The organism is Proteiniclasticum ruminis, assembly GCF_900115135.1.
Classification (GTDB): Bacteria; Bacillota; Clostridia; order Clostridiales; family Clostridiaceae; genus Proteiniclasticum; species Proteiniclasticum ruminis_A.
Window position 1 is genome coordinate 275,453 of the sequence record NZ_FOVK01000001.1, and the last position, 25,733, is coordinate 301,185.

At 43.4% G+C, this 25,733-nt stretch carries 26 protein-coding genes and 1 riboswitch; of the genes, 22 read left to right on the forward strand and 4 right to left on the reverse strand.

Annotated elements, in window-relative coordinates:
- Positions 1-2: 2 nt before the first annotated feature.
- From purE to BM243_RS01325, 16 genes are all read left to right on the forward strand, one after another.
- Entirely contained in the window at positions 3-485 is a 483-nt protein-coding gene (gene purE / locus BM243_RS01250) for a 5-(carboxyamino)imidazole ribonucleotide mutase (protein ID WP_074909297.1), read from the forward strand.
- Positions 482-1,183 (forward strand): phosphoribosylaminoimidazolesuccinocarboxamide synthase, encoded by a 702-nt coding sequence (gene purC, locus BM243_RS01255; RefSeq protein ID WP_074909300.1) that lies wholly within the window; start codon positions 482-484, stop codon positions 1,181-1,183. The genes purE and purC overlap by 4 nt, the downstream gene beginning before the upstream one ends.
- A 5-nt stretch (positions 1,184-1,188) precedes the next feature.
- A complete protein-coding gene (gene purF, locus BM243_RS01260; RefSeq protein ID WP_074909303.1) occupies positions 1,189-2,580 on the forward strand; it encodes an amidophosphoribosyltransferase in 1,392 nt (463 codons plus the stop codon).
- 2 nt (positions 2,581-2,582) lie between these two features.
- Positions 2,583-3,584 carry a phosphoribosylformylglycinamidine cyclo-ligase gene (gene purM / locus BM243_RS01265; protein WP_074909305.1) on the forward strand — a complete coding sequence of 334 codons (1,002 nt, stop codon included), beginning with the start codon at positions 2,583-2,585 and terminating at the stop codon, positions 3,582-3,584.
- Complete coding sequence (locus BM243_RS01270) at positions 3,572-4,159, forward strand: formyltransferase family protein (protein WP_074909308.1); 588 nt, start codon at positions 3,572-3,574, stop codon at positions 4,157-4,159. Before purM ends, BM243_RS01270 begins: the two co-directional genes overlap by 13 nt.
- Positions 4,134-5,633 carry a bifunctional phosphoribosylaminoimidazolecarboxamide formyltransferase/IMP cyclohydrolase gene (gene purH / locus BM243_RS01275; RefSeq protein ID WP_074909312.1) on the forward strand — a complete coding sequence of 500 codons (1,500 nt, stop codon included), beginning with the start codon at positions 4,134-4,136 and terminating at the stop codon, positions 5,631-5,633. The genes BM243_RS01270 and purH overlap by 26 nt, the downstream gene beginning before the upstream one ends.
- Positions 5,634-5,643: 10 nt before the next feature.
- Positions 5,644-6,897, forward strand: a complete 1,254-nt coding sequence (gene purD / locus BM243_RS01280; RefSeq protein WP_074909315.1) for a phosphoribosylamine--glycine ligase — start codon at positions 5,644-5,646, stop codon at positions 6,895-6,897.
- Positions 6,898-6,997: 100 nt separating this feature from the next.
- Positions 6,998-7,099, forward strand: a riboswitch (SAM riboswitch).
- 83 nt (positions 7,100-7,182) lie between these two features.
- Positions 7,183-8,154: a methionine ABC transporter ATP-binding protein gene (locus BM243_RS01285; RefSeq protein ID WP_074910875.1), complete on the forward strand. Its 972-nt coding sequence runs from the start codon at positions 7,183-7,185 to the stop codon at positions 8,152-8,154.
- Positions 8,144-8,785, forward strand: a complete 642-nt coding sequence (locus BM243_RS01290) for a methionine ABC transporter permease (protein ID WP_074909318.1) — start codon at positions 8,144-8,146, stop codon at positions 8,783-8,785. Before BM243_RS01285 ends, BM243_RS01290 begins: the two co-directional genes overlap by 11 nt.
- A gap of 143 nt (positions 8,786-8,928) precedes the next feature.
- Complete coding sequence (locus BM243_RS01295) at positions 8,929-9,720, forward strand: MetQ/NlpA family ABC transporter substrate-binding protein (RefSeq protein WP_074909320.1); 792 nt, start codon at positions 8,929-8,931, stop codon at positions 9,718-9,720.
- 191 nt (positions 9,721-9,911) lie between these two features.
- Positions 9,912-11,174: a 4Fe-4S dicluster domain-containing protein gene (locus BM243_RS01300; protein ID WP_074909323.1), complete on the forward strand. Its 1,263-nt coding sequence runs from the start codon at positions 9,912-9,914 to the stop codon at positions 11,172-11,174.
- A gap of 12 nt (positions 11,175-11,186) precedes the next feature.
- On the forward strand, positions 11,187-12,059 hold the full coding sequence (locus tag BM243_RS01305) for an RnfABCDGE type electron transport complex subunit D (protein WP_074909326.1): 873 nt from the start codon (positions 11,187-11,189) through the stop codon (positions 12,057-12,059).
- A complete protein-coding gene (locus tag BM243_RS01310; protein ID WP_074909328.1) occupies positions 12,059-13,063 on the forward strand; it encodes an FMN-binding protein in 1,005 nt (334 codons plus the stop codon). The genes BM243_RS01305 and BM243_RS01310 overlap by 1 nt, the downstream gene beginning before the upstream one ends.
- A gap of 1 nt (position 13,064) precedes the next feature.
- Positions 13,065-13,778 carry an RnfABCDGE type electron transport complex subunit E gene (locus BM243_RS01315; protein ID WP_074909330.1) on the forward strand — a complete coding sequence of 238 codons (714 nt, stop codon included), beginning with the start codon at positions 13,065-13,067 and terminating at the stop codon, positions 13,776-13,778.
- Entirely contained in the window at positions 13,778-14,353 is a 576-nt protein-coding gene (gene rsxA / locus BM243_RS01320; RefSeq protein WP_074909333.1) for an electron transport complex subunit RsxA, read from the forward strand. Before BM243_RS01315 ends, rsxA begins: the two co-directional genes overlap by 1 nt.
- Positions 14,354-14,371: 18 nt before the next feature.
- Complete coding sequence (locus BM243_RS01325; RefSeq protein WP_074909336.1) at positions 14,372-15,202, forward strand: RnfABCDGE type electron transport complex subunit B; 831 nt, start codon at positions 14,372-14,374, stop codon at positions 15,200-15,202.
- Positions 15,203-15,357: 155 nt separating this feature from the next.
- On the opposite strand, the gene BM243_RS01330 is transcribed toward BM243_RS01325, so the two are convergent.
- Entirely contained in the window at positions 15,358-16,536 is a 1,179-nt protein-coding gene (locus tag BM243_RS01330) for an acetyl-CoA C-acetyltransferase (RefSeq protein ID WP_074909340.1), read from the reverse strand.
- Positions 16,537-16,963: 427 nt separating this feature from the next.
- Here BM243_RS01330 and BM243_RS01335 point away from each other — a divergent pair, with 427 nt between their 5' ends.
- The 3 genes from BM243_RS01335 to ymfI all read left to right on the forward strand — a co-directional run bounded on the left by BM243_RS01335 (position 16,964) and on the right by ymfI (position 19,154).
- On the forward strand, positions 16,964-17,383 hold the full coding sequence (locus BM243_RS01335) for an NfeD family protein (protein WP_177213433.1): 420 nt from the start codon (positions 16,964-16,966) through the stop codon (positions 17,381-17,383).
- A 1-nt stretch (position 17,384) separates the two neighbouring features.
- Positions 17,385-18,335, forward strand: a complete 951-nt coding sequence (locus tag BM243_RS01340; RefSeq protein ID WP_074909347.1) for an SPFH domain-containing protein — start codon at positions 17,385-17,387, stop codon at positions 18,333-18,335.
- A gap of 93 nt (positions 18,336-18,428) precedes the next feature.
- Positions 18,429-19,154 (forward strand): elongation factor P 5-aminopentanone reductase, encoded by a 726-nt coding sequence (gene ymfI, locus BM243_RS01345; RefSeq protein WP_074909350.1) that lies wholly within the window; start codon positions 18,429-18,431, stop codon positions 19,152-19,154.
- A 111-nt stretch (positions 19,155-19,265) separates the two neighbouring features.
- On the opposite strand, the gene BM243_RS01350 is transcribed toward ymfI, so the two are convergent.
- Genes BM243_RS01350 through BM243_RS01360 form a run of 3 tightly spaced genes read right to left on the reverse strand, consistent with a single transcriptional unit; the run spans position 19,266 to position 22,784 of the window.
- The gene (locus BM243_RS01350; protein WP_074909352.1) at positions 19,266-20,771 is read right to left on the reverse strand and encodes a sensor histidine kinase; all 1,506 of its coding nucleotides are present in this window, start codon (positions 20,769-20,771) and stop codon (positions 19,266-19,268) included.
- Positions 20,764-21,447, reverse strand: a complete 684-nt coding sequence (locus BM243_RS01355) for a response regulator transcription factor (protein ID WP_074909354.1) — start codon at positions 21,445-21,447, stop codon at positions 20,764-20,766. Before BM243_RS01355 ends, BM243_RS01350 begins: the two co-directional genes overlap by 8 nt.
- 23 nt (positions 21,448-21,470) lie before the next feature.
- Positions 21,471-22,784, reverse strand: a complete 1,314-nt coding sequence (locus tag BM243_RS01360) for an aminotransferase-like domain-containing protein (protein WP_074909356.1) — start codon at positions 22,782-22,784, stop codon at positions 21,471-21,473.
- A gap of 184 nt (positions 22,785-22,968) precedes the next feature.
- Here BM243_RS01360 and BM243_RS01365 point away from each other — a divergent pair, with 184 nt between their 5' ends.
- From BM243_RS01365 to recX, 3 genes are read left to right on the forward strand one after another with little or no spacing between them, the layout of a single operon-like run.
- A complete protein-coding gene (locus BM243_RS01365; RefSeq protein ID WP_074909357.1) occupies positions 22,969-23,700 on the forward strand; it encodes a class I SAM-dependent methyltransferase in 732 nt (243 codons plus the stop codon).
- Positions 23,701-23,717: 17 nt separating this feature from the next.
- A complete protein-coding gene (locus BM243_RS01370; RefSeq protein ID WP_074909359.1) occupies positions 23,718-24,965 on the forward strand; it encodes a M16 family metallopeptidase in 1,248 nt (415 codons plus the stop codon).
- Complete coding sequence (gene recX, locus BM243_RS01375; protein WP_074909361.1) at positions 24,940-25,584, forward strand: recombination regulator RecX; 645 nt, start codon at positions 24,940-24,942, stop codon at positions 25,582-25,584. The genes BM243_RS01370 and recX overlap by 26 nt, the downstream gene beginning before the upstream one ends.
- The last annotated feature ends 149 nt before the right edge of the window (positions 25,585-25,733 follow it).

The window sequence follows — 25,733 nt, forward strand, 5'->3', positions numbered from 1 at the left end:
TTATGAAAGTACTTATTCTATTCGGAAGTCCCAACGATCAGACCATCATGAAAAAAGCAAAAGATCTGCTGGATCAGTTTGGTGTGCACAATGAGTCCTATGCCATTTCAGCACACCGCGCTCCTGAACTGCTGGCAGAGGTTCTCCAAAAAAAGGAGGACGAGGGCTTTGAAATCATCATTGCAGGAGCAGGTCTTGCCGCTCATCTTCCCGGCGTTGTCGCCTCAAAGACTGCTCTGCCAGTCATAGGTGTTCCCCTCAACGGGGCTTTGGAAGGACTGGATGCTCTGTTATCCATCGTTCAGATGCCTAAAGAAATTCCAGTGGCCACCGTGGGGATCAATAATTCATTTAACGCTGCCATGCTGGCTGTGGAGATCCTCTCCATCAAATATCCGGAACTGAAAGAAAAACTGAAAGCATACCGAGAGACCATGAAAGAAACTATAAGAAAGAATAACGCAATGGAGGTAATGTATTCATGAATAAGCTATATGAAGGAAAAGCAAAAATCATTTACAGCACAGAAAAGGAGAACGAAGTCATTGTCTACTATAAGGACGATGCCACTGCATTCAACGGCGAAAAAAAAGGCAGCATCTCTGACAAAGGTGTCATGAACAACGAGATCTCATCCATGATCTACACATATCTTGAAGAAAATGGCATTAAAACACATTTCATTGAGAAGCTTTCTGAAAGAGAGCAGAGGGTGAAAAAAGTTTCCATCGTCCCCCTCGAAGTGATTGTAAGAAACGTAGCGGCAGGATCTTTTTCAAAAAGACTTGGAGTAGAAGAGGGCAGTGCACTGAACACAACTATTTTTGAAATCTGTTATAAGAATGACGACTTCGGTGATCCTCTCATCAATGACACCCATGCGGTGGCTCTTGGTCTGTCCACCTTCGAAGAGCTGAAAGAGATTTATAATGCCACAGCAAAAATCAATGTGCTTCTGAAGTCTTTCTTCCAGAAATTAGGTCTGATCCTTGTGGATTTCAAGCTGGAGTTCGGAAAAGATCAGGAGGGAACTCTCCTGCTGGCAGATGAAATAAGCCCGGACACTTGCAGACTCTGGGATGAAGTAACCCTGGAAAAAATGGACAAAGACCGTTTCAGAAGAAATCTTGATAATGTGAAGGGCGCATACGAAGAAGTTGTGTCCCGTATGAAAAGAGGATAAAAAGCATGATTGAAATCATCGATAAGTTTAAAGAGGAGTGCGGTGTCTTCGGAATCTACTCAGATTCCAGCAGTGCGGCCTATGATGTCTACGATGGACTTTACGCTCTCCAGCACAGAGGACAAGAAAGCGCAGGGATTGCATCCATTCATCAGGGAGAACTTCTGGTCCGAAAAAGAATGGGACTTGTGAACGCTGCAATCAGTGAAGAAGATCTGGCTCAGCTGAAAGGGAACATTGCAGTGGGACATGTGCGTTATTCTACTAAAGGAGATTCCAATGTACTGAATGCGCAGCCCCTGACAGCCAAGAGTAAGTTCGGCTCCTTGGCAGTTGCCCATAACGGTACCCTGATCAACACCAATCTCATCCGCAGTCTTCTGGAAGACAGTGGCGTTCTGTTTCAGACTGACACAGATTCAGAGATTGTGGTGAATCTCATCTCCAGAGGGATTCATAAGGGGCTGGAAAATGCTGTACTTAATGCGGTTCAGACAGTAAAGGGCAGCTTCGCACTGGTCATTGCATTTGGCTCCAAACTCATCGGTATCCGGGATCCTTTCGGCATACGGCCGCTCATCATCGGAAAAAGAGGGGAGGACTATATTCTTGCCTCAGAAAGCTGCGCCATCGATACCGTACAAGGAACAGTCCTTCGGGATGTGCTTCCCGGAGAAATGGTCGTCATTGAAAATGGCGAGCTCACCTCTTATATATACTCCGAAAAAACCAAGAAACAGACCTGTTCTTTTGAGTATATTTATTTCGCCAGACCTGATTCCATCATAGACGGAATCAGTGTTCATGATTTGAGAGTAAAAACAGGAGAAAAACTCTATGAAGAATCTCCTGTAGAAGCAGATGTAGTCATTGGTGTGCCTGACTCTGGTCTGGCAGCTGCCATCGGCTATTCCAGAGAGTCTGGTATTCCCTTTGATATCGGATTCTCCAAAAATAAGTATATTGGCCGAAGCTTCATAACACCAAATCAGGAAACCCGAGAAAAGGTAGTTTCCTTAAAACTCAATGCACAGAAAGATGTGGTGGCTGGAAAACGTGTTGTTCTCATTGATGACTCCATCGTAAGAGGAACAACGTCCAAATATCTCGTAGACCTTCTCTATAGAGCAGGCGCTAAAGAAGTGCATTTTAAAGTATCTTCTCCCATGGTGATGTTTCCCTGCTACTTTGGCATTGATACCCCCTACAGAGAAAATCTCATCGCTGCCAATATGTCAAAAAAAGAGATCAATGATTATATCGGCAGCACCAGTCTCACCTATCTGTCCACAGAAGGACTCCTTTCCTGTCTCAAGGACAATTCCTTCTGCATCGGCTGTTTTACGGGGGTATACCCTTTAGGCGCACCAAACGAATTCTTAGGAGGTCTCGAATAAAGATGATGGATTACAAATCTTCAGGCGTGAATATCGAAGAAGGCTACCGTTCCGTAGAGAAAATCAAAGGGTATGCGAAAAAGACCTTAAGCCCTCTGGTTCTGAATGGATTAGGTTCCTTTGCGGGAATGATGGAGCTGCCGGAAGGCTACAGAAAACCAGTGCTCGTTTCAGGCACAGATGGCGTAGGCACAAAGCTCCGTATCGCACTGGATCTAAAAAAATACGATACGGTCGGGATTGACTGTGTTGCGATGTGTGTGAACGATATTCTGTGCCACGGAGCAAAACCGCTCTTTTTTCTGGATTATATCGCCTGTGGAAAACTGGATGCAGACGTATCTTCAGAACTTGTGAAAGGTATCGCGGAAGGGTGCATACAGGGCGCCATGTCTCTCATCGGGGGAGAAACTGCTGAAATGCCAGGTTTTTATGAAGAAGGTGATTATGACATGGCAGGATTTGCTGTGGGCGTTTGTGAGAAAGATCAGATCATCACCGGAGAAACCATTGAATCAGGAGATGTGCTCATCGGCTTGCCTTCCTCCGGATTTCATTCCAATGGATTTTCACTGCTTCGAAAGGTGTTTCCTGATTTTCAGGAAATAATCCATGAAGAGAGAATTGGGGATCTGCTTCTCACACCTACTCGAATCTACACCTCCATTGTCATGAAAGCCTTAGCACATTTTGAAATCAAAGGCATGGCTCATATCACCGGAGGAGGCTTTATCGAGAATCTTCCCAGAATCACTCAGAAAGAGCATCTCCGACTGAACGTATACAAGGATTCCTACAGCCTGCCTGACATCTATGATGTCCTTGCTTCAAGAGGCGTGGACAGAGAAAGTTTTTACAAAACGTTCAACACTGGGATCGGATACGTGTTCTGTGTCAGCTACGCTTTCAAAGAATCATTCCTGGAATTTCTCAAAGCAGAAGGCGAGGAACCGGTTCTTCTGGGTTATGTGGATGAAGGAGACGAAGAACTATGTTTCAGGTAGCAGTACTGATATCAGGTAAAGGATCGACCCTGGAGGCTATTTTAAAGGACCAGAAGAGGGATTCTCTTTATGAGGTGTCTCTTGTTCTCGCAGACCGTCCCTGTGAAGGGCTGCGCTATGCAGAAATGGAAGGAATCAGAACCAGAGTTCTTCCTAGGGATCAGGATTTATCCAGAAAGATCCTCGAAGAAGTTTCCGCCTTTGATCTGGTGGTCCTGGCAGGATTTTTATCCATTCTTGAAGGACCGGTCTTAACAGAAATGTCCAGCAGAATCATCAATCTTCATCCCTCGCTGCTGCCCAAGTTTGGTGGCAAGGGCATGTATGGAATGAGAGTGCATGAAAAAGTGCTGGAGTCAAAACTTCCCATATCAGGCTGTACAGTCCATTATGTCAGCGAGGTGGTGGATGGAGGCTCCATCCTGCTTCAGAGAATTGTTGGCATCAAAGAGTGCCATACCAGCGATGATGTTATGAAAAAAGTCTCAGCAGTGGAGAAAGGTGCATTGATTGATGCCATAAGACTGCTTGCAAAGGAGGAACGGATCTATGAAAGCGTTACTGAGTGTCTATAACAAAGAAGGCATTGAAAAACTCGCAGATTTTTTTGTGAAGGAGGAGATTGAAATACTCTCCACAGGAGGAACTTATACCCATTTAAAAGCATTAGGGTACTCTGTAACCAAACTGGAAGAGTTCACAAACAGTCCTGAAATCCTTCATGGACGGGTGAAAACCCTTCATCCGAAGGTCCATGGGGGAATCCTCTACCGAAGGGATCAGGAAGATGATTTAAGAGATGTGACAGAAAACGGGCTTTCAAGCATCGATTTTGTCTGCGTAAATCTCTATCCATTCTTTGAAAAACTGGAGGAAAACCTTTCTGAGCTGGCACAGGTGGAGTTTATTGATATCGGAGGCCCCACCATGCTTCGTGCAGCTGCCAAAAACTACCCCTTTGTCTATGTTCTCAGTGATCCAAAGGAATACAGCACCTTCATGACCGTGTATAAAGAGGGCACAGAAGAGGAGAAACAGGCTTTCCGCAGAAAGAGCGCAGGACTTGTCTATAATCTCATGGGTGCCTATGACAGTGCAGTAGCCAATTTTCTTCTCAGCGAAGAGGAGAAAACTTATGGAAGTTTTTCCTACAGGAAAGTGCAGTCATTGCGCTATGGAGAAAATCCACATCAGAAAGCCTCTGTATATGAAGAAATCGATGGACATGGCGCACTGAAAAGCATCAGAATTCTTAGTGGAAAAGAACTCTCCTACAATAACTACAAAGATCTTGATATCGCTTGGAAGGTCGTCCATGAATTTTCTGAGCCCTGCTGCTGTGCCCTGAAGCATAATACACCCTGCGGAGTCGCATTGGGTGAAAACGCATTGGACTGTTATGAAAAAGCGTATGCGGCGGATCCTGTTTCCATCTTTGGCGGTGTCATCGGCTTTAATGTGGAGGTGACCAAGGAATGTGCGGAAAAGATGAATGAGATCTTTTTGGAGGTCATCATCGCGCCATCCTACACACAAGAAGCATTGGAAGTGCTGAAAAACAAGAAAAATCTACGGATCCTCACCTGCAGCCATAAGCCTTCTGCCACTAATACCATGGTCTCTCTGGATGGGCTCCTGCTTGTACAAGAGGAAGACCAGAAAATCTTTGATCAGCTTAAGACCGTCACCCAAACGAATCCGACAAAAGAGATGCTGGAGGAAATGGTCTTTGCTTTTAAAGTTGTCAAATATGTGAAGTCCAATGCCATTGTGGTGACAAAGGATAAAATGACCTTAGGCATCGGAGGAGGTCAGGTCAACCGTATAGATGCTGCTAAATTTGCACTGTCAAAGGCAAAAGGACAAGCTGTAGTCCTTGCTTCAGATGCATTTTTCCCTTTCCCTGATGTGGTAGAGGAATCTGCTGCCCATGGAATTGCTGCCATCATTCAGCCTGGTGGTTCGTTAAAAGATGAAGCCTCCATACAGGCCTGCGATGCTCATGGCATCGCCATGGTATTCACTGGAATGAGGCATTTCAAGCATTAGGAGGAACTCTATGAAAATACTGATTGTAGGTGATGGGGCGAGAGAACAGTCCATTGCCCATAAACTGTCCCAGTCTCCCAGCGTGGAAGAGATTTATCTTTGTCCCGGGAACGGTGGAACCCATTATATACAGAAATGCAAAAATCTGCCTCCCATGACCCAAGAGGAGCTTCTTGATTTTTCAGTGGAAACAGGCATCGCCTATACCGTGGTCGGTCCTGAAAAAAATCTCATGGAAGGGATTGTGGATCTCTTTCATCAGCATAACCAAAGCATTGTCGGTCCGCATAAAGATGCAGCCCTTCTGGAAGGCTCCAAGAGCTTTGCGAAAGATTTTATGAAAAGACATCATATCAAAACAGCTGCCTATGAAGTGTTTGATGATTTTCATAACGCTCAGGAATACCTGAAAACCGCTTCCTACCCCCTCGTCATCAAAGCAGACGGTCTGGCCCAGGGCAAAGGGGTGGAAATCGTTGAAAACTATGAGAACGCCTTGACAATACTCACTGAATTCATGATACAGGAGAAGTTCCAGGATGCTTCAAAAACCATCGTTGTGGAAGAGTATCTTGTGGGGAAGGAAGCCTCCATCATATCTCTTTATGACGGAAATCACATTGTTCCATTATGGTCGACCATGGACCACAAGAAAATCGGAACGGGAGAAACAGGACTTAATACAGGAGGAATGGGGAGCATCACTCCAAATCCGCATTATACTTCATTCATGGAAGAAGACTTCAACAGAAGTATCCTTCTGCCTACAAGGGACGGATTGTCCCAAGATGGTCTTGGGTTTCAGGGCATCATTTTCTTTGGCCTCATGATGACTGAAAAAGGGGTCTATCTTTTGGAATATAATCTTCGTTTTGGCGATCCTGAGACCCAAAGCCTCCTTCAGGTCCTGTCCTCTGACCTTCACGAGGTTTTCCTGTCGCTTCTTTCCGGTAAATTGAAAGATACGCCGCTCACCTTTCAGGAGGAAGGCGCCGCTTGTGTTGTATTGTCCTCTGCAGGATACCCGCTGGATTATAAAAAGGGGATTGATATCACCGATTATTTTAGGCTTTGTCCAGAAGGGGTTACTCTGTATGCCTACAAATCCAGACAGGAGAGCGGCCGTATTCTCTCAGACTCCGGCCGTGTTCTGTCAGTAGTTGCCAGTGGCAATAAGGACGTGGCCACGGATAAGATCTACAGATTTTTAGAAAAAGTTCGTAATGAAAACCTTTATTATCGAAATGATATTGGAAAGATTTGATATTACAAACCTTTACATAAATCACTTTTATAAAAGTATGAAGAACAGCATTGACATAGGCTAAATTCGTGCTAAGATAATAACAATTCAATAATTTATGTTCTTATCCAGAGAGGTGGAGGGATAGGCCCTGTGAAACCCGGCAACCAATACGAGAGTATATGGTGCCAATTCCTACAGCGTAACAGCTGAAAGATGAGAATAAACTTGTATGTGTATCGTCTAAGTTTATTCTTAGGCGATTTTTTTATTGCCTAAAAGACCAAGTAAAGGAGTATACAGATGTTGATTCAAATCAGATCACTTCGAAAAAACTATGATCAGCAAGCTGTCATCGATGATGTAAGCTTCGATATCATGAAAGGAGAAATTTTTGGTATCGTCGGAAAGAGCGGTGTTGGGAAATCGACACTTCTTCGCTGCATCAACGGACTGGAGCCCATCACCAGCGGAGATATCGTTGTTGACAATTTTAGACTGGCTTCTTTGGACAGCGATGGCATCCGAAATCTCAGAAGAAAAGTAAGTATGATCTTTCAGAATTTCAATCTTCTCAATCAGAAAACTGCTCTTGAAAATGTCATGCTTCCCATGGAAGTGTGGGGGATGGAGAAGCATTCCTCCAAAGAAAAAGCCATGTCTCTCCTGGATTTGGTTGGACTGAAAGAAAAATACCACAGCAGACCAAAATCCCTTTCAGGTGGAGAGAAACAGCGTGTAGCCATCGCCAGAGCTCTCGCTCTTGATCCAGAGATTCTGCTTTGCGATGAGGCAACCTCAGCACTGGACCCGAAGACAACCAAGGAGATTCTCTCCCTTCTTAAGGAAATCAACAAATCCCTGGGACTGACACTGGTTGTTGTAACACATCAGATGGAAGTGATCAAAGAAATCTGTCAGCGTGTCTGTGTCATGGAGAGTGGTAAAGTATCGGCACTTGGCAAAGTGGAAGATCTTTTCCTGAATCCAGAAGTCAGTTTGAAAAAACTTCTCGGTGAGGAGGATCTTGAGATACTGCCGAAAGGTACAAACCTGCGTATTTTCTTCACCAAGGAGTTCAGTGATGAAGCCATCATCACCAACATGAGTCGTGATCTTGCCATCAATTTCTCCATCGTCTGGGGAAAACTGGAGAACTTCAACGGAAGCGTTTTAGGAAGTCTTGTACTGCATATCCATCCTGAAGACGAGCACCGTATCAGAGAGTACCTGACACAAAGAGGCCTGAAATGGGAGGTGATAAAGAATGAATCTTAATGGGTATCTGAATGCCTTATATGAATCATTACTTATGATTGTATTATCCGGTATTTTTTCTGTGGTACTAGGCTTTCTCTTGGCCATTGTACTAATCTATACAAAAGAAAAGGGACTTTCTCCCAGAAAGAACCTCTATAATGCACTGGATTTTGTCATCAATGTCTTTAGAAGTTTCCCATTCATTATCCTGATGTTTCTTCTGTTCCCTCTATCCAGAGTGATTGTAGGCACTTCGATAGGAACAGTGGCTGCCATCGTGCCCTTAACCATTGCAGCCACACCATTTGCCGCAAGAATTATCGAAGGGTCACTGGATACGGTAGACAAAGGAATCATTGAAGCTGCCCGTTCATTCGGCGCCACCAACAGACAGATCATCTTCAGAGTCATGCTTGTGGAAGCATTGCCGAATCTTGTCCAGGGCATCACGAATATTTTCATCAACATCGTGGGCTACTCTGCCATGGCTGGTGTCATCGGTGGTGGCGGATTAGGCGCTGTGGCCATCAATTACGGTTACTACAGATGGGAAGACACCATCATGATCATTGTAGTGGTTATGATTTTCCTTTTAGTACAGCTGTTCCAATCTCTGGGAAATAGGATTTTCCAGAAGCTCACACGATAAATGACTCATATCAGGACAAAATTATTGAACATAAAACACTCATTACGATAATTTTTTAACATATCGTGCAAAACCGAAAATTTAGACTCTTTTAAAAATAGTACAGTAGAAAAAAACAGATTAAAAAAGCGAGGAAGAATCAAATGAAAAAAATATTTGCTATACTAACTGCCGCACTGCTTAGCACATCCATTCTGACCGCCTGCGGAGAAAAAAGCTCTTCAGAAAAAATCGTGGTTGGAGCATCTGCTGTCCCACATGCTGAGATCTTGGACAATGTCAAAGAAGACCTGAAGGAACTGGGATTTGAGCTGGAAGTAAAAGTCTTCAATGACTACGTTTTACCTAATACCGCACTATCTGAAGGCCAGCTGGATGCGAACTTCTTCCAGCATATCCCTTACCTTGAGGAGATGAACAGCAAGGAGAATTTAGGAATCACCTGGACCGTTAAAGTCCACATAGAACCAATGGGTCTCTATTCTGACAAGATTTCCTCCTTGGATGAGCTGAAAGACGGTGCTACCATAGCAATTCCGAATGATGCCACCAACGGTTCCAGAGCACTGAAGCTTCTTGCGGACAATGGTCTGATCACGCTGAAAGACAGTGAAATCGCCTCTGTGCTTGACATCACTTCCAATGAGAAGAACCTGAAGTTCAAAGAACTCGATGCACCTGCATTACCAAGAACACTGGTGGATGTGGACGCGGCTGTAATCAACACCAACTATGCCATAGAAGGGGATCTGAACCCACTGGAAGATGCCATTGTCATTGAATCCGCTGAATCACCCTATGCGAATGTGCTGGCTGTAAAAGAAGAAAATAAGGATTCAGAGAAAACAAAAGCACTGAACACCGTGCTCAACAGTGAGAAAACCAAGAAGTTTATTGAGGAAAAGTACGAAGGATCCATCTTCCCAGCTTTTTAAACTGTACTAATTTTTTCACTATATTTTGAAAAACTGTTAAATAAAAGAAATCCTGAAAAACCGTTGATTATCAACGGTTTTTCTTAAAATTACACTTGTTAATCTCTTGTCAAATATTGTTAATGAACGTTTACAATGTTATACTATGTAGTGTATTTGTTATATTTTTATTGAAAAATAGGGGGATGTATATGAAACTGTTTTCTATTTCAAAAGCAGTGCATGTGCCCAAGTTCAAGGTTGCGGAACACTTTAGTGAAGTCATAGAAGTGGATGCACCGAAGAACATGGTATATTCACTATCTCAACAGCATAATATGAAATGCTCACCGACAGTCAAACGAGGCGACAGAGTACTGGTCAATCAGGTCATTGGTGTAGGAGAGAACAACAGCGTTGTTCCAGTATATTCCAGTGTTTCTGGTACAGTAAAACAAATCACCACGAAAACTGATCTTCTTGGAAACAAGGTGGATGTGGTCCTAGTGGAAAATGACGGTCTTTACGAAAAGCAAGAGCGTGAAGTATTTAGCTACAGCACGTTATCCATGGATGAACTCCGTGAGAAAGTTAAGGCCTTAGGCCTCATTGAAACACAGAACCTGTCCAACCGAAAAAGAGGGATGCAGCTGTCTTTCAAAGATACCGCGAAAAACATCCTGATCAACGCCCAGGAAAGTGGACTTTATGGACAAGTGGATTCTTACCTGTATGAGAAAGAAAAACAGGATTTTCTTCGGGGCATAGACCTTCTGAAGTCACTTTATAAAGATGCTCAGATTGTTGTGCTTTCCACATCAGATGCAGATTCAGTCATCGGATTCACCGAACTGTTGAAAAACTCAGGGGTAAGCCTGATTTCTAAAATTCCGACACAGTTTTATCATGACATGAACCTTGCAGCTAGAGACGTATTTGGTGATTTTGCCATGAAAGATACCATGGTCATTGATGCATTCCTGCTGCCCGCTGTGGCCAGAGGTCTTATGGATCAGAGACTCACCCATTATCAGCTGCTTCTCATCAATGGCGGAGCAGTGAAAAATCCTGGCATATACAAGGTAATGTCTGGTACAACCCTGGACCTTGTTATGGAAAAAGCAGGTGTGGAAAACCCATTCAGAATTGTGGCAGGGAATATCCTCTCCGGTGATGCTGTTTTCACAACAGATTCACCCATCAACAGAGGAATCAGAGAAGTACTCTTCCTCAATGAGAACGAAGTTTCCATCGATGAGGAAATGAACTGCATTAAGTGCGGTCGATGCGCAGACGTTTGCCCCATGGGTCTACAGCCCTATGAGCTCAATCAGCTGGTCATTGTCCGAGACTTCGATGAGTTCTTCAAGAAACGTGGTGGCATGTGTGTTGAATGTGGCCGATGCTCTTATGTGTGCCCATCCAAGAGACACTTGCTTCAATCTTTCAAAACAGCAAAAAAGGTTAAGAGATAGGAGGGAATAAAAATGGAAAATAGAAAAATAACCGTTGCATCCTCTCCGCATATCAAATCAAACCTGAGGGTCAACAGAATCATGCTGGATGTCATCATTGCCCTAGTACCCGTGGCTGCAGCTGGGATCTACTTCAATGGAATCAAGGGTCTGCTCCTCATTGCCGTCACTGTGCTTGGCAGTATGGGTACCGAAGTTCTCTTTAAGAAACTTCTTCATAAGAAACACTCACTGAACGACTTATCCGCAGTAGTGACCGGACTGATCCTCGCACTCATCTTACCTGTAGACACACCACTTTGGGTTGCACTTCTTTCTTCCATCTTCGCCATCTCCCTGGTTAAGGAGATATTTGGCGGACTTGGACAGAACTTCATGAATCCTGCTGCTGCAGCGAAGATCTTTGCTGTGGTATCCTATGGAAACATCGTTGTGAACAAAGGGTTTGAAGGTATTTCAATCCAGGAAAGACTCGTAGGAAGCGCAGGTGGGAACTTAGGAGAAGCTTCCATCATCGCTATCCTTGTTGGTGGAATCTACCTTGCAGTGAAGGGAATCATCCGTGCAAGAGTTCCATTTATGGTGCTTCTTGTCTCCTTTGTATTCTCAGCAGTTGTCCTCGGGGATATTTCAATCCTTGCAGGAAACAGCAGTATTTATTTGATTGCATTTTTCCTTTCCAACGATTATGCAAGCTCATCCATCACCAACCCCGGTAAATGGATCTACGCCGCATTCGTAGGACTGGCTGCATCTTTATTCATTGGCTTGTCCAAGAATATCGAAGGAGCCTACTATGCAGTTCTCATCGGCAATGTTTTCGCTCCATTTATTGATTCTTTCTTTGAAGGAAAAGTAGATACGAAGAAGGGGGCGACTGCATAATGAAGAAGAAAAGCTTACTTCAGGAACTGATCACACTGGGTCTGACCCTTATGGTGATCTCCGTGGTCATCGGAGGTCTTGTTGCCTTCGTCTACGAGACTACCAAAGAACAGATCGCCATGAACAATGCCGTGAACGCGGATGACTTGGCTGTGATTATGCCCGGAACAGAAACCATTGAAGATTTTGCCGGTGAGTTCGAAGCAAATGAAGTCATCACCGAAATGTATCGTGCAAAGAGTGGGGATGAGGTCATAGGTCATGTTTACAAAATGACCGTTAATGGATACAAACCAGGTCTCACCATTCTTGCTGGAATTGATAAAGACGGTAACCTTGTTGCCGCAAAAGTAACACAGTCTTCCGAAACCCCTGGTTTAGGTGCTTTGGTTGCAGAAGAAGCCTTTATCTCACAGTTTACTGGTAAAACTACTGCTGCCGATTTTCAGGTGGTAAAAGGCACCGTTGCAAATGAGAATGAAATCGTAGCTGTCTCTGGTGCAACGATCTCCTCCAACGCAGTTGCAAGCGCAATCAATGAGGCTGTGAAGTTCCATAAACAGAACATCCTTGGGGAAGAGGTTGTTGAAGAAAAAGCACCTGAGGCCACCATTGAAACTCTTCTGCTTACAGGAGATGAGATGGTTGAGATTGAAGGGGAATACCAAACCTTCGAAGTGAAGACAGCCGGTGAAGTCACTGGATATATTGTCATCACATCCCATGCTGGCTACTATCAGGACATGCCGATGACCATCGCTGTGGGATTTGACAATGCCACAAAGAAAATTTCCAACATCGTCGTTCTGGAGCAAAATGAAACAAAGGGTCTTGGAGATGTCATTGAGCAGGAAGGCTTCCAACAGCTCTTCCAGGGTAAAGACACTCAAGAGCTTACTGTAGAAATCTACTCTGGCGCTTCCGAAAGCTCAAAGGGCGCATTCAAAGCAGTAAATCAGGCCATCCTCTATTACAATGATGTTCTGATGCAAGGAGGAAACTAATATGTTGGCATTGATAGAAAGATTGAAAAATGGACTTTTCAGTGAAAACCCGATTTTCGTTCAGGTTCTCGCCATGTGTCCTACTCTGGCAGTTTCCACCAGTGTTGAAAATGCGCTGGGTATGGGATTGTCCTCCACTGCAGTACTGATACTATCGAACGCAATCATATCCGTACTGAGAAAGTATATTCCTAACAAGATCCGTATTCCTGCATACATTGTTGTCATTGCGGGATTTGTATCCATGATCGATATGTTCCTTGCAGCATACCTGCCAGACCTCTATAAATCTCTTGGTCTGTTTATACCGCTGATTGTTGTAAACTGTGTCATCCTCGGTAGAGCAGAAGCATATGCAAGCAAGAACAACGTGCTTCATTCCATCTATGATGGAATCGGCATGGGCCTTGGCTTTACTTTTGCGCTGAGCATTCTGGCATTTTTCAGAGAAATCTTTGGTGCAGGCACTGTATTGGGTCTCAGAGTGATGCCAGCTGCATATGAACCAGCAAACATCATGATCCTGGCACCTGGTGCCTTCCTTACCTTAGGGTTGATCATGGCTTTCATCAATAAGAGAAACCTGAAAAAAGGAAAAGCTTCCCTGAAAATCCATGACTGTGAGAGCTGTGGTATGGGTTGCGACCTTCCTAAATCAGAAAAGATGAACATCAAACTCGATAAAGAAGTTCTACAGAATGGAGGTGCTAACTAATGGACCTGCTCATTATATTTATCAACGCAATGCTCATCAACAACTTCGTTCTGTCAAGATTCCTTGGAATCTGCAGCTTCTTGGGTGTATCCAAGAAAAGAGACGCTTCCATTGGTATGGGTCTTGCCGTATTGTTTGTTATGGTAATTGCCTCTTTAGGTACTTGGTCCGTCTACACCTTTCTTCTGGAACCCTATGATCTGGATTATCTGAAGACAGTTGCCTTCATTCTAGTCATCGCAGCTCTTGTACAGTTCGTGGAAATGGTCATCAAAAAAATCAGTCCAGCGCTTTATGATGCACTTGGAATCTTTTTGCCTCTCATCACAACGAACTGCGCTGTTCTCGGAGTTACCTTCCTCAATGTGCAGGAGAAGCTTTCCCTGTTAGGAAGCTTAACCAACGCAGTAGGGGCTGCACTTGGATACTTCCTCGCCATTGTTCTGATGGCAAGCATCCGTGAAAAGCTCGATCGTGTTTCCAGCATTCCTCAGGCATTCCAAGGACTGCCTATTGCACTTGTAACAGCTGGCCTTATGGCTATCGCATTCCTTGGTTTCCAAGGTATGATTTAAAGAAGGGGGGATGAAACAATGACTGAAATATTGATTCCAATTGCCATTATGGCTGGATTAGGTATCGTCTTAGCGGTACTTCTCGGATATGCAGCAGAAGTATTTGCTGTGAAGCAGGAGCCCAAAGTTGAAGAAATCCTTCTGGTTCTTCCTGGTGTAAACTGTGGTGGATGCGGATTTGCTGGGTGTGAAGCCTATGCAAAGGGCGTTGCGCTTCAGGGTGCTTCACCATCTCTTTGCACCGTTGGCGGAAACCCTGTAGCCAATCAGATCGGAGATATCATGGGCGTAAAAGTGAACGCTCAGGAAGTTATGGTCGCCTACGTGAAGTGCAATGGTGACTGCAATAAAGCAAAAGACAAATATGAGTATCATGGTATTATGGATTGTGTCAGCGCTGCGGCACTTCCAGGTGGTGGAGCAAAATCCTGCACCTATGGCTGTCTTGGACTTGGCACTTGTGTTGGTGTCTGCGAGTTTGACGCCATCATCATCCGTGACGGTATTGCCATCATAGATGAGAACAAATGTACCAACTGTGGCGCTTGTGTAAAAGCATGCCCAAAAAACATCATAGAATCAGTTCCGCTGAATTCCAGAGTACGAGTTGCCTGCAACTCTCTGGACTCTGCAAGAGACATCATGCAGAACTGTGAAGTTGGCTGTATCGCTTGTAAGAAATGCGAAAAAGCTTGTGAATACGATGCGATCCATGTGAACAACAACCTGGCGAAGATTGATTACGACAAATGTACTCAATGTAATGCCTGCGTCGAAGTTTGTCCGAAGACAACCATCGAGAATCTGCTTATGATTCATAAGGCTAAACCCAAAGATATCACTGCATAAGAAAAGCTGAAAAGGCTGTCTTCCTCGGAAGACAGCCTTTCTTATTTGCTCCAAGTTATTTTTCATGAAAATCCTGTTCAAAAAGGGAAGCCATGACATAAAAAATGTCATGGCTAGAAGGGTGGTGGGGAAACCACTCTATATCAATTTTGAGGTTATCTCTTTACCACAACAGAAGTACCCATACCGCCACCGATACATAGTGTAGCAAGGCCATAGCTTGACTTTCTTCTCTTCATTTCATGAAGAAGTGTCACAAGGATTCTTGCTCCAGAAGCACCCACAGGATGTCCTAATGCAATGGCACCTCCATTTACGTTAACCTTTTCCGCGTCCCATTTAAGATCCTTGCCTACAGCCAACGCCTGCGCAGCAAAAGCTTCATTCGCTTCAATCAGGTCCATATCATCAATGGTGAGGCCAGACTTCTGAAGTGCTGTTTTTGTAGATGGAACAGGCCCAATACCCATTATGCTTGGATCTACACCGCCATTTCCATAAGAGACAATGGTCGCTAATGGCGTCAGTCCCAGCTCATCTGCTTTTTCTTTGCTCATTACCACAAGAGCTGCTGCACCATCATTGATTCCTGAAGCATTTCCTGCCGTAACCGTACCATCTTTCTTGAATGCAGGTCTCAGTTTGGCCAAGGAATCTATCGTAACACCTTTCTTAGGGTACTCATCTGTATCCACAACAAGAGGTTCGCCTCGTCGTTGTGGTATGGTCACAGGAGCAATTTCATCCTTGAATTTTCCTTCTGCCATGGCTCTTTCTGCTTTATTCTGGCTGGCAACTGCGAATGCATCCTGTTCCTCTCTAGTAATTCCGTATTTTTCAGCAATGTTTTCTGCTGTAATTCCCATATGATATCCATTGAATGCATCTGTAAGCGCATCATGAATCATCGTATCCACCATGGTGTCATTGCCCATTCTGGATCCAAAACGAGCGTTGTTCAATACATAGGGCGCTCTGGACATGTTTTCAGCACCACCTACCACAACCACATCATTGTCACCTGCAATGATGGTCTGGGCAGCCAATGATACAGTTCTCAAACCAGAGCCACACAGCATATTGATTGTTGTAGCAGGGACCTCCACAGGAATTCCTGCCTTCACAGAAATCTGCCTTGCCACTCCTTGACCTAAACCGGACTGAAGAATACATCCCATATACACTTCATTGACATCTTCTGGCTTGATACCAGCTTGTCTGATGGCTTCCTTCACAGCGACCACACCAAGATCCACTGCAGGAACATCTTTGAACACTCCGCCGAAGCTTCCTACCGGAGTTCTCACCGCACTGACAATTACTACTTCTTTCATTTTGACCTCCCTAATTCAAATGTTGCTCAACTACATGGATATCAACAGATACACAGGTTTTGGCAAGCATTATTTTCACTCTTATCATAACATGAACAACCTTTCATTTGTAATAGATTTCATATTGCGAGTTCACCAGAATTTCAATCAAATTCTGACATAATTGATGAAACCCTTTGAAATATGAGGGTTTCATCATGTTTGGAATATTCCAGTAGTTCTCACCATGAAAATAATTTACATTTTATTCATAATTTCACGTAAATTGTAGACCAATATTTCATAAAAGTAGTGCAGGCTCAAGAAGCCAACTTCATCATTCCTAAAAATAGTTTAATTTATTTTATTATAGGTTAATAATTACCGCTTAAAGCTTTATTTTATACTATTTGTGTGTTATACTATAAAACATAAGGAGGAGATGAATATGAACTGGATCTGGCTCATTCTGATTATTGTTGTAGCCGTTCTGGATCTCATGACCAGCAATGTTCTGTTTTCATGGATTGGCATTGGATTTCTTGCAGCCTGGCTTGCAGGATTCTATGTGGATTTTTGGATTCAGATGCTGATTGCTTTTCTGATTGGTCTTGTTGCCCTCATCATCGGCAATAAAATCAGCAGAAAGTATATCAAAAGGAACATTCCCAATGATCCCATTTTGGTGGATAAAATCATTGGACATACCTTTATTGCTGAAAAAGAGATCACAGGATCAGTGCAGCAAAAAATCAATGGAATCTACTGGAACCTGAAAAACATCGGGGACCCTGTACAACCAGGGGAACGTTTCAGTGTTCTGAAGATTGAAGACAACAAATTAATTATTCGTAAGGAGGAAAACTAACATGCCATGGATTATTATTTCAGCAGTCATTCTACTACTCATTCTGGTGGTGCTTTTAAGTTCCATCAAAGTCGTCAATACGGGTTCCGTCTATGTACTTGAAAGGTTCGGACAATACTACAAAACCCTTCAGCCTGGGTGGCATGTCATACTGCCTTTTGTGGATTATGTCAGAAGAAAAATCTCCATGAAGCAGCAGATCCTTGACATCCAGCCTCAAAATGTCATCACCAAAGACAATGTCAACATCAGTGTGGATAATGTTATCTTTTATCAGGTGCTGAATCCCAAAGATGCAGTTTACAACATTGAAAATTATGTATCTGGTATCATGTACTCTACCATCACAAATATGCGTAACATCATCGGTGATATGTCACTGGATGAAGTTTTAGCCGGACGTGACAGGATCAATATGAAACTTCTGGATATCGTTGACTCCATCACCGATGCATACGGAATCAAAATTCTGTCTGTAGAAATCAAGAACATTGTACCACCGGAAGAGATTCAGAACGCTATGGAAAAGCAGATGAAGGCTGAACGAGAGAAAAGAGCTGCTATTCTCATAGCTGAAGGAGACAGAGAATCTAGTATCGCCAGAGCAGAAGGTGAAAAACGAAGCAACATCCTGCGCGCTGAAGCAGAAAAAGAAAAGAACATCCGGCTGGCAGAAGGTATGAAAGAGTCTCAGCTTCTGGAAGCGGAAGGTAAAGCCCGAGCTATTGAAGCCATCGCCACCGCTGAGGCTGAAGCCATCCGAAAAGTGAACGCCTCCATCATCGAATCTGGTACAGACGCAAGAATCATTGCGCTGAAACAAGTGGAAGCCTTGAAGGAAATGGCAACAAATCCAGCGAACAAACTCATTCTTCCTGTGGACACTCTGAACTCTCTTGGCAGCATTGCAGCCATTGCAGACATCATCGGGGAGAAAAGATCTCAGCAGTAAATACCCTCGGAAAGGATCTCCAATTATGGGGATCCTTCTTCGTTTCGTTAAAGAACTCTGTTATAATTTAGAAAGACGTAAGGAGGCGATTGTTTGAAAAAAGCGGTGATTACCGGAGCAACAGGGGGAATTGGAGAAGCGATTGCACGAAAATTCGCATCCCTTGGCTATGAACTTATCCTTATTTTTTCGAGAAATCTCGAAAAGGCCCATCATCTGAAGGAAGAGCTTTCATCTCATGTACCTGTCTCCATTTATAGTTTGGATTTTAGCGACACGGAAGGATATCCCTACACATTCCGGCAGATTCTAAACCATCATGGTGCGGTTGATGTGCTCATACACAGCGCAGGCATCTCCAGCCGAACACTCTTTCACGAGATGAGGGGGCTGGAATTTGAAAGGTTATTTGATATCAATGTAAAGCCATTATTTTATCTCACAAAAGAGATCATCCCTGAGATGATTTCAAAAGGAGAAGGGTCCATTCTGAGCATTTCTTCCATCTGGGGATCCAGAGCAGCTTCCATGGAAGTGGCTTACTCCATGACAAAAGGTGCCGTGGAGCAGTTCACCCGAAGCCTTGCTGCAGAGCTGTCCCATATGAACATCAGAGTGAACGCCATTGCACCAGGAGGGGTTAACACAGCGCTCCTTTCCAATCTGACACCGGAGGAGATGCGCACTTTTACGGAGGATATCCCTTTCAGCAGATTGGCTACTCCGGAGGAGATTGCAGACCTTGCAGCCTTTCTGGTACTGAAAGGCACCTACATCACGGGCCAGGTTCTGACCATTGATGGCGGATTCACCTTATAGCCTTATATTTATAAACAAAAACACCCCTGTGAACTTGGCGCGGAATTCGCGTCCTTGTTCACAAGGGTGTTTTACTGTAGGATTCGATGTTCTTAGTAAACCAGCCATGGGCTATTCGTGCGGATTTGTATCATATTCTTTATACTCACTGAAAAGAATTTCAAAAACAACACCTTCCTGATCATTAGAGAGGCTGTACTGGTACTTGTGCTTCTCCAGAATATTCTTCACAATGGAAAGGCCCAGTCCTGAACTTCCTTCTTTTCTTTGTCTCGACTGATCTTTTTTATAGAATTGGATCCACAGATTCTGAAGTTCTGCTTCTTCAATATGTGCTGGGAAGTTCTTCACTTTAAGAGATAAGCCATGCTGTGTTTTTTCCAGAGAAATCATCACCGTAGCTTCAGGCTTCTCTTCCGTATAGGTAATAGCATTTTTCATGATATTTCTCAAGGCAGTAGACAACTTGCTGCTGTCCCCAAAAATCATGTAACTGACGGGCATCCTGAACTCAAAATGAATCTTGTTCCCATAGATTTCTAAAAAAGGTGAGGTGCAATTCACCACGAGTCTGTTGAGATGCACTGGTTCCATGGATACTGTGAAGGAATCGGATTCTGTATAGTTCAGTTCTATCATATCTTTCACAAGTTTTTCCATATTTTTGGTCTCATCCAAAATAATGGAGAGATATTCATCCTTGCTTTCAGACGCTACACCATCAATGAGACCCTCTGTATAACCTTGTATCAGTGTGATTGGCGTCTTCAGCTCATGGGAAATATCGCGGATAAAATCCTTTCTCTGATTCTCCAGTCTCTGGGTTTTCAGAATATCCTCCTCCAGAAGTTTGTTCTTTTCCTGAAGCTCCATCAGTGCTCCTTTCAGATTAAAGGAGAGGGTGGACAGACTCTGCGCCAAATCTCCAATCTCATCTTTTTGCCTGTTTTCTATGGGTACATCGAAATTCAGGTTTGCAAGCTCCTTGGATGTGTGAATCAGTTTTCTGATGGGTTTTGTTACGGTTTTAGACACAAAAAACGCGAGGATTGCCACCACAATAAAGCCACCTAAGAAAACATAAAAAAAGTAATTTTTAATCGTTCTTGCGGACTCATTGATCGGCAGCATTGAACTGATGGAAATGGCAAAAGATTCATAATCACCAACCTGAATGGAACCAGCCGTTAAAAAATAGCGGATACTGCCATCTTGCCGTTCATATTCTCTGCTTAAGATCTCCCGGCCCTTCAGGAGGTTCTCCCGGAGAGAGGGATCTCGAATGAGATCGTTGAAGAACCTGTTGATGATCTCAATATAATCTCCTTCAATGTTGTTGCCTCCATAGGCCATATATTGGAGCTGTCCATTCTGTCCAAAAATAAAAAGACGTGTGTTGTTCTGGGTCTCAAAATTGTTGATGGCTTCGATAAAGGTATCACTCTGGGATATTCCCTGATTTCTGAAGGCCCGAAGATTCTCTTCCAGCGCTGTTTTCTTCGTTACCGTGTAATACGACTCAAAAGAGTAAGACATAAAAAGCATCGACCCAAGAAGCAGTGTGCCCATCAGAACAATCAGAATCAACGTCAGCTTATTTGCAATAGATCTAAACATCATCACTCACCCGGAATCTGTATCCATATCCCCGTACCGTCTCCACATAAGCTGCAGCTGTCTGGAGCTTCTCTCTGAGCCTCTTGACACTTGTATCAATAGCCCTCAGATCCCCCTCATAATCATATCCCCAGACCTTTTCAAGAATCAACTCTCTAGATAGAACCAGGTCCTTATTCTGAGTGAAAAGAAGAAGCAGTTCAAATTCTTTCTTGGTCAGGAATACCTCTGAAGTCTCCACATAGACTCTCTGAGCGCCCGGATGCAGGGTCAGCCGGCCAAAGACAAGTTCTTCCTGCAGCGTATCTTCTTGTTCCAAACGTTTAAAGAGATTCCCGATTTTCATGACCAGAATCTTTGACGAAAAGGGCTTTGAGATGTAATCATCCGCACCAATCTCATAGGCTTTGACAAAATCCTCATCCATGGTTTTGGCTGTAATATAGAATACCCGGGTGCTTTTCTTTTTTCTCAGCTCTTTGAGCATATCGAATCCATTCATAAATGGCATCATCACATCCAGAAGTATCAGATCAAAGTCTTTCTCCAAAGCCATATGAAGGCCTTCCTCCCCATGAGAGGCCAGATCCACATGATATCCTTCTTTCGCTAAATAATCGCGAAGAAGATCCCGCAGCCTTTTTTCATCTTCCACAATGAGAATATGTTTATCCATCTTCACTTCATCCTTTCAGATTGCTAAATATAGATCTTGTTTTTGTCATCCTTGTCACCCTTCATGAGAAGCACTTCCTTCACAAGTTCCTTAATGGCTGTATTCATCGCATTGGGTTCCACCCTCGTTAGACTGATTCTTAGTATCTTCCGGTCTTCCTGTTTGGTAAACCCCTGCAGATCACGGAATCTGTATCCTTTCACCTGCAATCCCTCCAGAAGGGTTTTCAGCTTGAAGTCCTTGGGAAAATAAAGACTTGCAAAAAAGCCCGTTTCAGGAATGAAATAATCAAATGGAAATCCCTGGAGCGCATTTTTAAAAATCATGATATTTTGCTTCACCCGATCCTTCAATACAGACATATCTTTCATATAAAACTCAGACTTCAGATATTTCAGGAGAATGGCCTGATTGAAGAGGGGAGCTCCACCATTCAGATAGGTGATATTGTAGGACAGCTTTTTAGCAATCTCCATGGGTGCAATGACAGAAGCAATTCTCAAAGAAGGGCTGATGGTCTTGCTGTAGCTGCGGATATAAATGGTACGCTCTTTTCCCAAACTGAAAAATGTGTTTCCCTTTGATAATTCTGAAAGATAATCATCTTCAATGATATAGAAATCATACTTCCGGGCAAGCTCCAGAACTTTTTTCATTTCTTTCTCTTTCAGGTCTGTTCCCAATGGATTATGATTTCTGCTGATGGTGTAGAAGAACTGGAACTCTCCTGATCTAGCCTGTTCTTCCAGCTGTATCAGATCCAGACCCTCTTTGGTTCTGGTCACGGTTTCGTGGGGTATGTTCTTGATCCTGAGATAAGAAAGGACAATGTTGTACGTTGGATCTTCCACCAGCACTTTTTTCTCTCTAAGATCAGCCCCCAGTAAGAGGTCTATGGCACCTTGGGCACCCTCTGTTATGAGTACAGATTCCAGCGAAACCTCCGGATCATGCAGCTCCATCAGCAGATGTTCCCTCAGCAGGTTGTATCCCATGGGATAGCTGTAGTTCAGAAGGTTCTGGTTGTTCTCTTCAAGCACCTGGTCATAGATTTTCTTCATAGATGCCAGGGGAAGATTCTTATTATTGGGTACACCAGAGAAGAAATCATATTCTGTTGTACTTCTCTTTTTATTCTTATTGATATAGTACCCGCTCTTTGGCGCTGAAAAAACCAGTTGCAGGGATTCCAGCTCATTGTATGCTTTGATCACTGTTGAGTTTGAACAGCCAAACTTTATCGCAAGACCACGGATGGAAGGAAGTTTATCCTTATAAACATCCTTGTCAATCTCAGAACGTAAATAATCCATGATTTCTGTATACTTGTAATTCATAATATCCCCCTCGGTGTACCAGTTCAGTTTTAACCATTATATCATCATACCCTGGGGGAATTCCAGAGTGTTCAGGTATCTGAACACTCTGGCTATAATTTTCAGGACTCTTGTTGTATACTGTATTATAGTATTGTATTGTGTCATACCGGTGACAGAGATGCGTAGTAGAGGAGCAAAACTGATGAGATTTTATGAGATTCTTGAAAAACACTATGACTTTATATTCCCGTTTCAGAATTCCACCTATGACTTCATCCGTGAGGGGCTCAATCCCCAGGATAAAGTGCTGGATGTCGCCTGCGGTACAGGCACTTATACCATCGCTCTTCGAAAAGAAGGCATCCTGTCCTGTGGTCTTGATCTGGAAGAGTCCATGATTCGGATCGCAGAAAAAAAAGCAGAAGAACAGGGAATACAGGGAGATTTCATCGTTTCAAACATGCTGGATATGGATCTTGTGCATGAGGGTGGATTAAGACGGATTTTCATCATCGGAAATTCACTGGTGCACTTGAATTCACTGGACCAGATCAAAGGCTTCATCACTACAGCGTTCAGCCTCCTCCATGATGAAGGAGATCTGATGATCCAGATCATCAATTATGACCGGATTCTGAAAGAGAATATAGACCATCTTCCCACCATCCATGTGCCCGATATCAGCCTGACTTTTACGCGGAACTACAAGTATGATGCCGAGGCGCATCTTATTGATTTTTCATCACAACTGAATGTTCATGGTGAAACGGAAGAAGCGTCAGTCCAATTGTTTCCCCTAAAAAAAGAGGAGCTCGTCCATGTGCTGATGGAAGTGGGCTTTGAGGAAATACATCTTTATGGCAGCTTCAAGAAAGAGCCCTATACAGAATCCTCCACACCTCTCATTGTTGTTGCAAAGAAAAAACTATCATAATTGGAGATTAAAGAGATATGATCGATTACAGACAATGTACACTTGAAAATGGACTTACTTTACTGACAGTGGTGAAACCAGGGAGTCTTTTTTCACTCAACTTAGGCATCCGTATCGGAGCACTCCATGAACCCATCCCTCAGAAAGGAATCTGCCATTTCATCGAGCATATGCTTTTTAAAGGAACGCACACTCTGGATAACCAAACCCTGAATCATAGGATTGAGCATCTTGGAGGCGATTTCAATGCCTATACAGACTATATTTCCACAGTTTTCACAGTCTCAGCCATGACCAGCGAGCTGAAAGATGCCTTGATGCTGCTCTCTGATATGGTCCAGCATCCTGCCTTCAACGAAAGCGAGATGGAAAAAGAAAGAACCGTAATCATCTCGGAACTGAAAGCCTCCCTGGATGATGCGGAAGACAGTACGCATAAGCTCTTATACGAGAAGGCTTACAATAAAAGCCCGCTGAAATATGATGTCATTGGAACCAAAGAGAGCATTTCCGCTTTAAAAGCGGAAGACCTTTCCTCTTTCCATCAGAAGCACTATATTCCCAATGACTCCATTCTAGTCCTAGTGTCCGATCTGCCTCATACCGAGGCTGTTTCTATGGTTGAAAATCACTTCGGCACATGGAAAAGAGGTCAGCAGCCGAAGAAAAACGTGACCTTTGAAAAGAACACACCGGGTATTCATACTTCCTACAAAGATATGGAACAGTCCGCCCTGGGGTTTCTCTACACCTTTGAAATCAAAGAAGAAGAGAAGCTTCCCCTTAGAGTGCTGAATTATAAGCTTGGTGTCAGTGGGAATTCTATTCTTTTTAGAGAGCTTAGAGAGAATCGTGGACTTGCCTATGATGTCTATTCGGACTTGGAGCTGACAGAACCTTTGCAGAATCTCATGATTTACACTCAGATCCCTGACGAGCGTCTCGAAGAAGCTGAGGAACTGATTCTTCACATTCTGGAGGAGATCAAACGGGGTGCATACTTTAAAGAAGAGGATCTGCTGCTGATGAAGAAGGTGCTAACCACCAGCATCTTCAGCACACTTCACCATCACAGCGACCTGTCATCCTTTATGCTGGATGCTGTGCTCAGCAAAGAAGATCCACTTTCCTTCCAGAAGGATCTGGAGAAGCTGAAAGATGTGACGCTGAAGGATATCATGACCATTGCAAAGAAAATTTTTACATCGCCAACCATTTACAGGTTAAGAGGGGAGGAACATGAAGACAATAACGAAGATTTCTGAAAACAAGAAAAACAGCAGCCGAGTCAGCATCTTTGCAGATGAAGAGTTTCTGCTCTCTTGTGATAAAGAACTGATTTATAAAAGAGGTCTTGTGAAGGGCATGAAGATCGATACGGATCTTCTATTAGAAATAGCGAAAGAAGATACCTTCATCCGGGCAAGAGAAACAGCCCTTAGAAGTTTGGAGCGGACCATGAAAACGGAAGAGGAGATTCAGAAGAAACTCCGGGAGAAAGAATTTGATGAAGACACCATCGCACGAGTTCTTTCCCTTTTGAAAGAATACAATCTTCTAGATGATGCACGTTATGCAGAGCTTTACCTGAAAGAAAAGCTTCGGTCCAGGGGCCAGAAAAAAGCAAAGTTTGAACTGCTTCATAAAGGAGTGGACAAAGAAGTGCTTCATCAGGCTCTAGAATCTTTAAAAGACAGCAGTCTTGAAGAAGAGACCTGTTTCAAACTGGCCAAAAAGAAATATGATCAGCTGTGTAAAAGAGAACAGGACCCTTTCAAACTAAAATCAAAACTCTATACTTTCCTCGCGGGAAAAGGGTATGAATACGAGCTCATCAGCACCACCTTGAGAAAAATTCTTACTGACTCTGATGAGGAATACTAACGGGAGCAAAACATCTTGCAAGAGATGGTTTGTTCTTTTTTTTAACTGAAATCTCTTTTTAGATTCACTCAGGATTGAGAAATAAATATTAACTTTTATACTCTTTCTTTATTTTTTGTCAGTGCTATAATTATTTCTATATTCAAAAT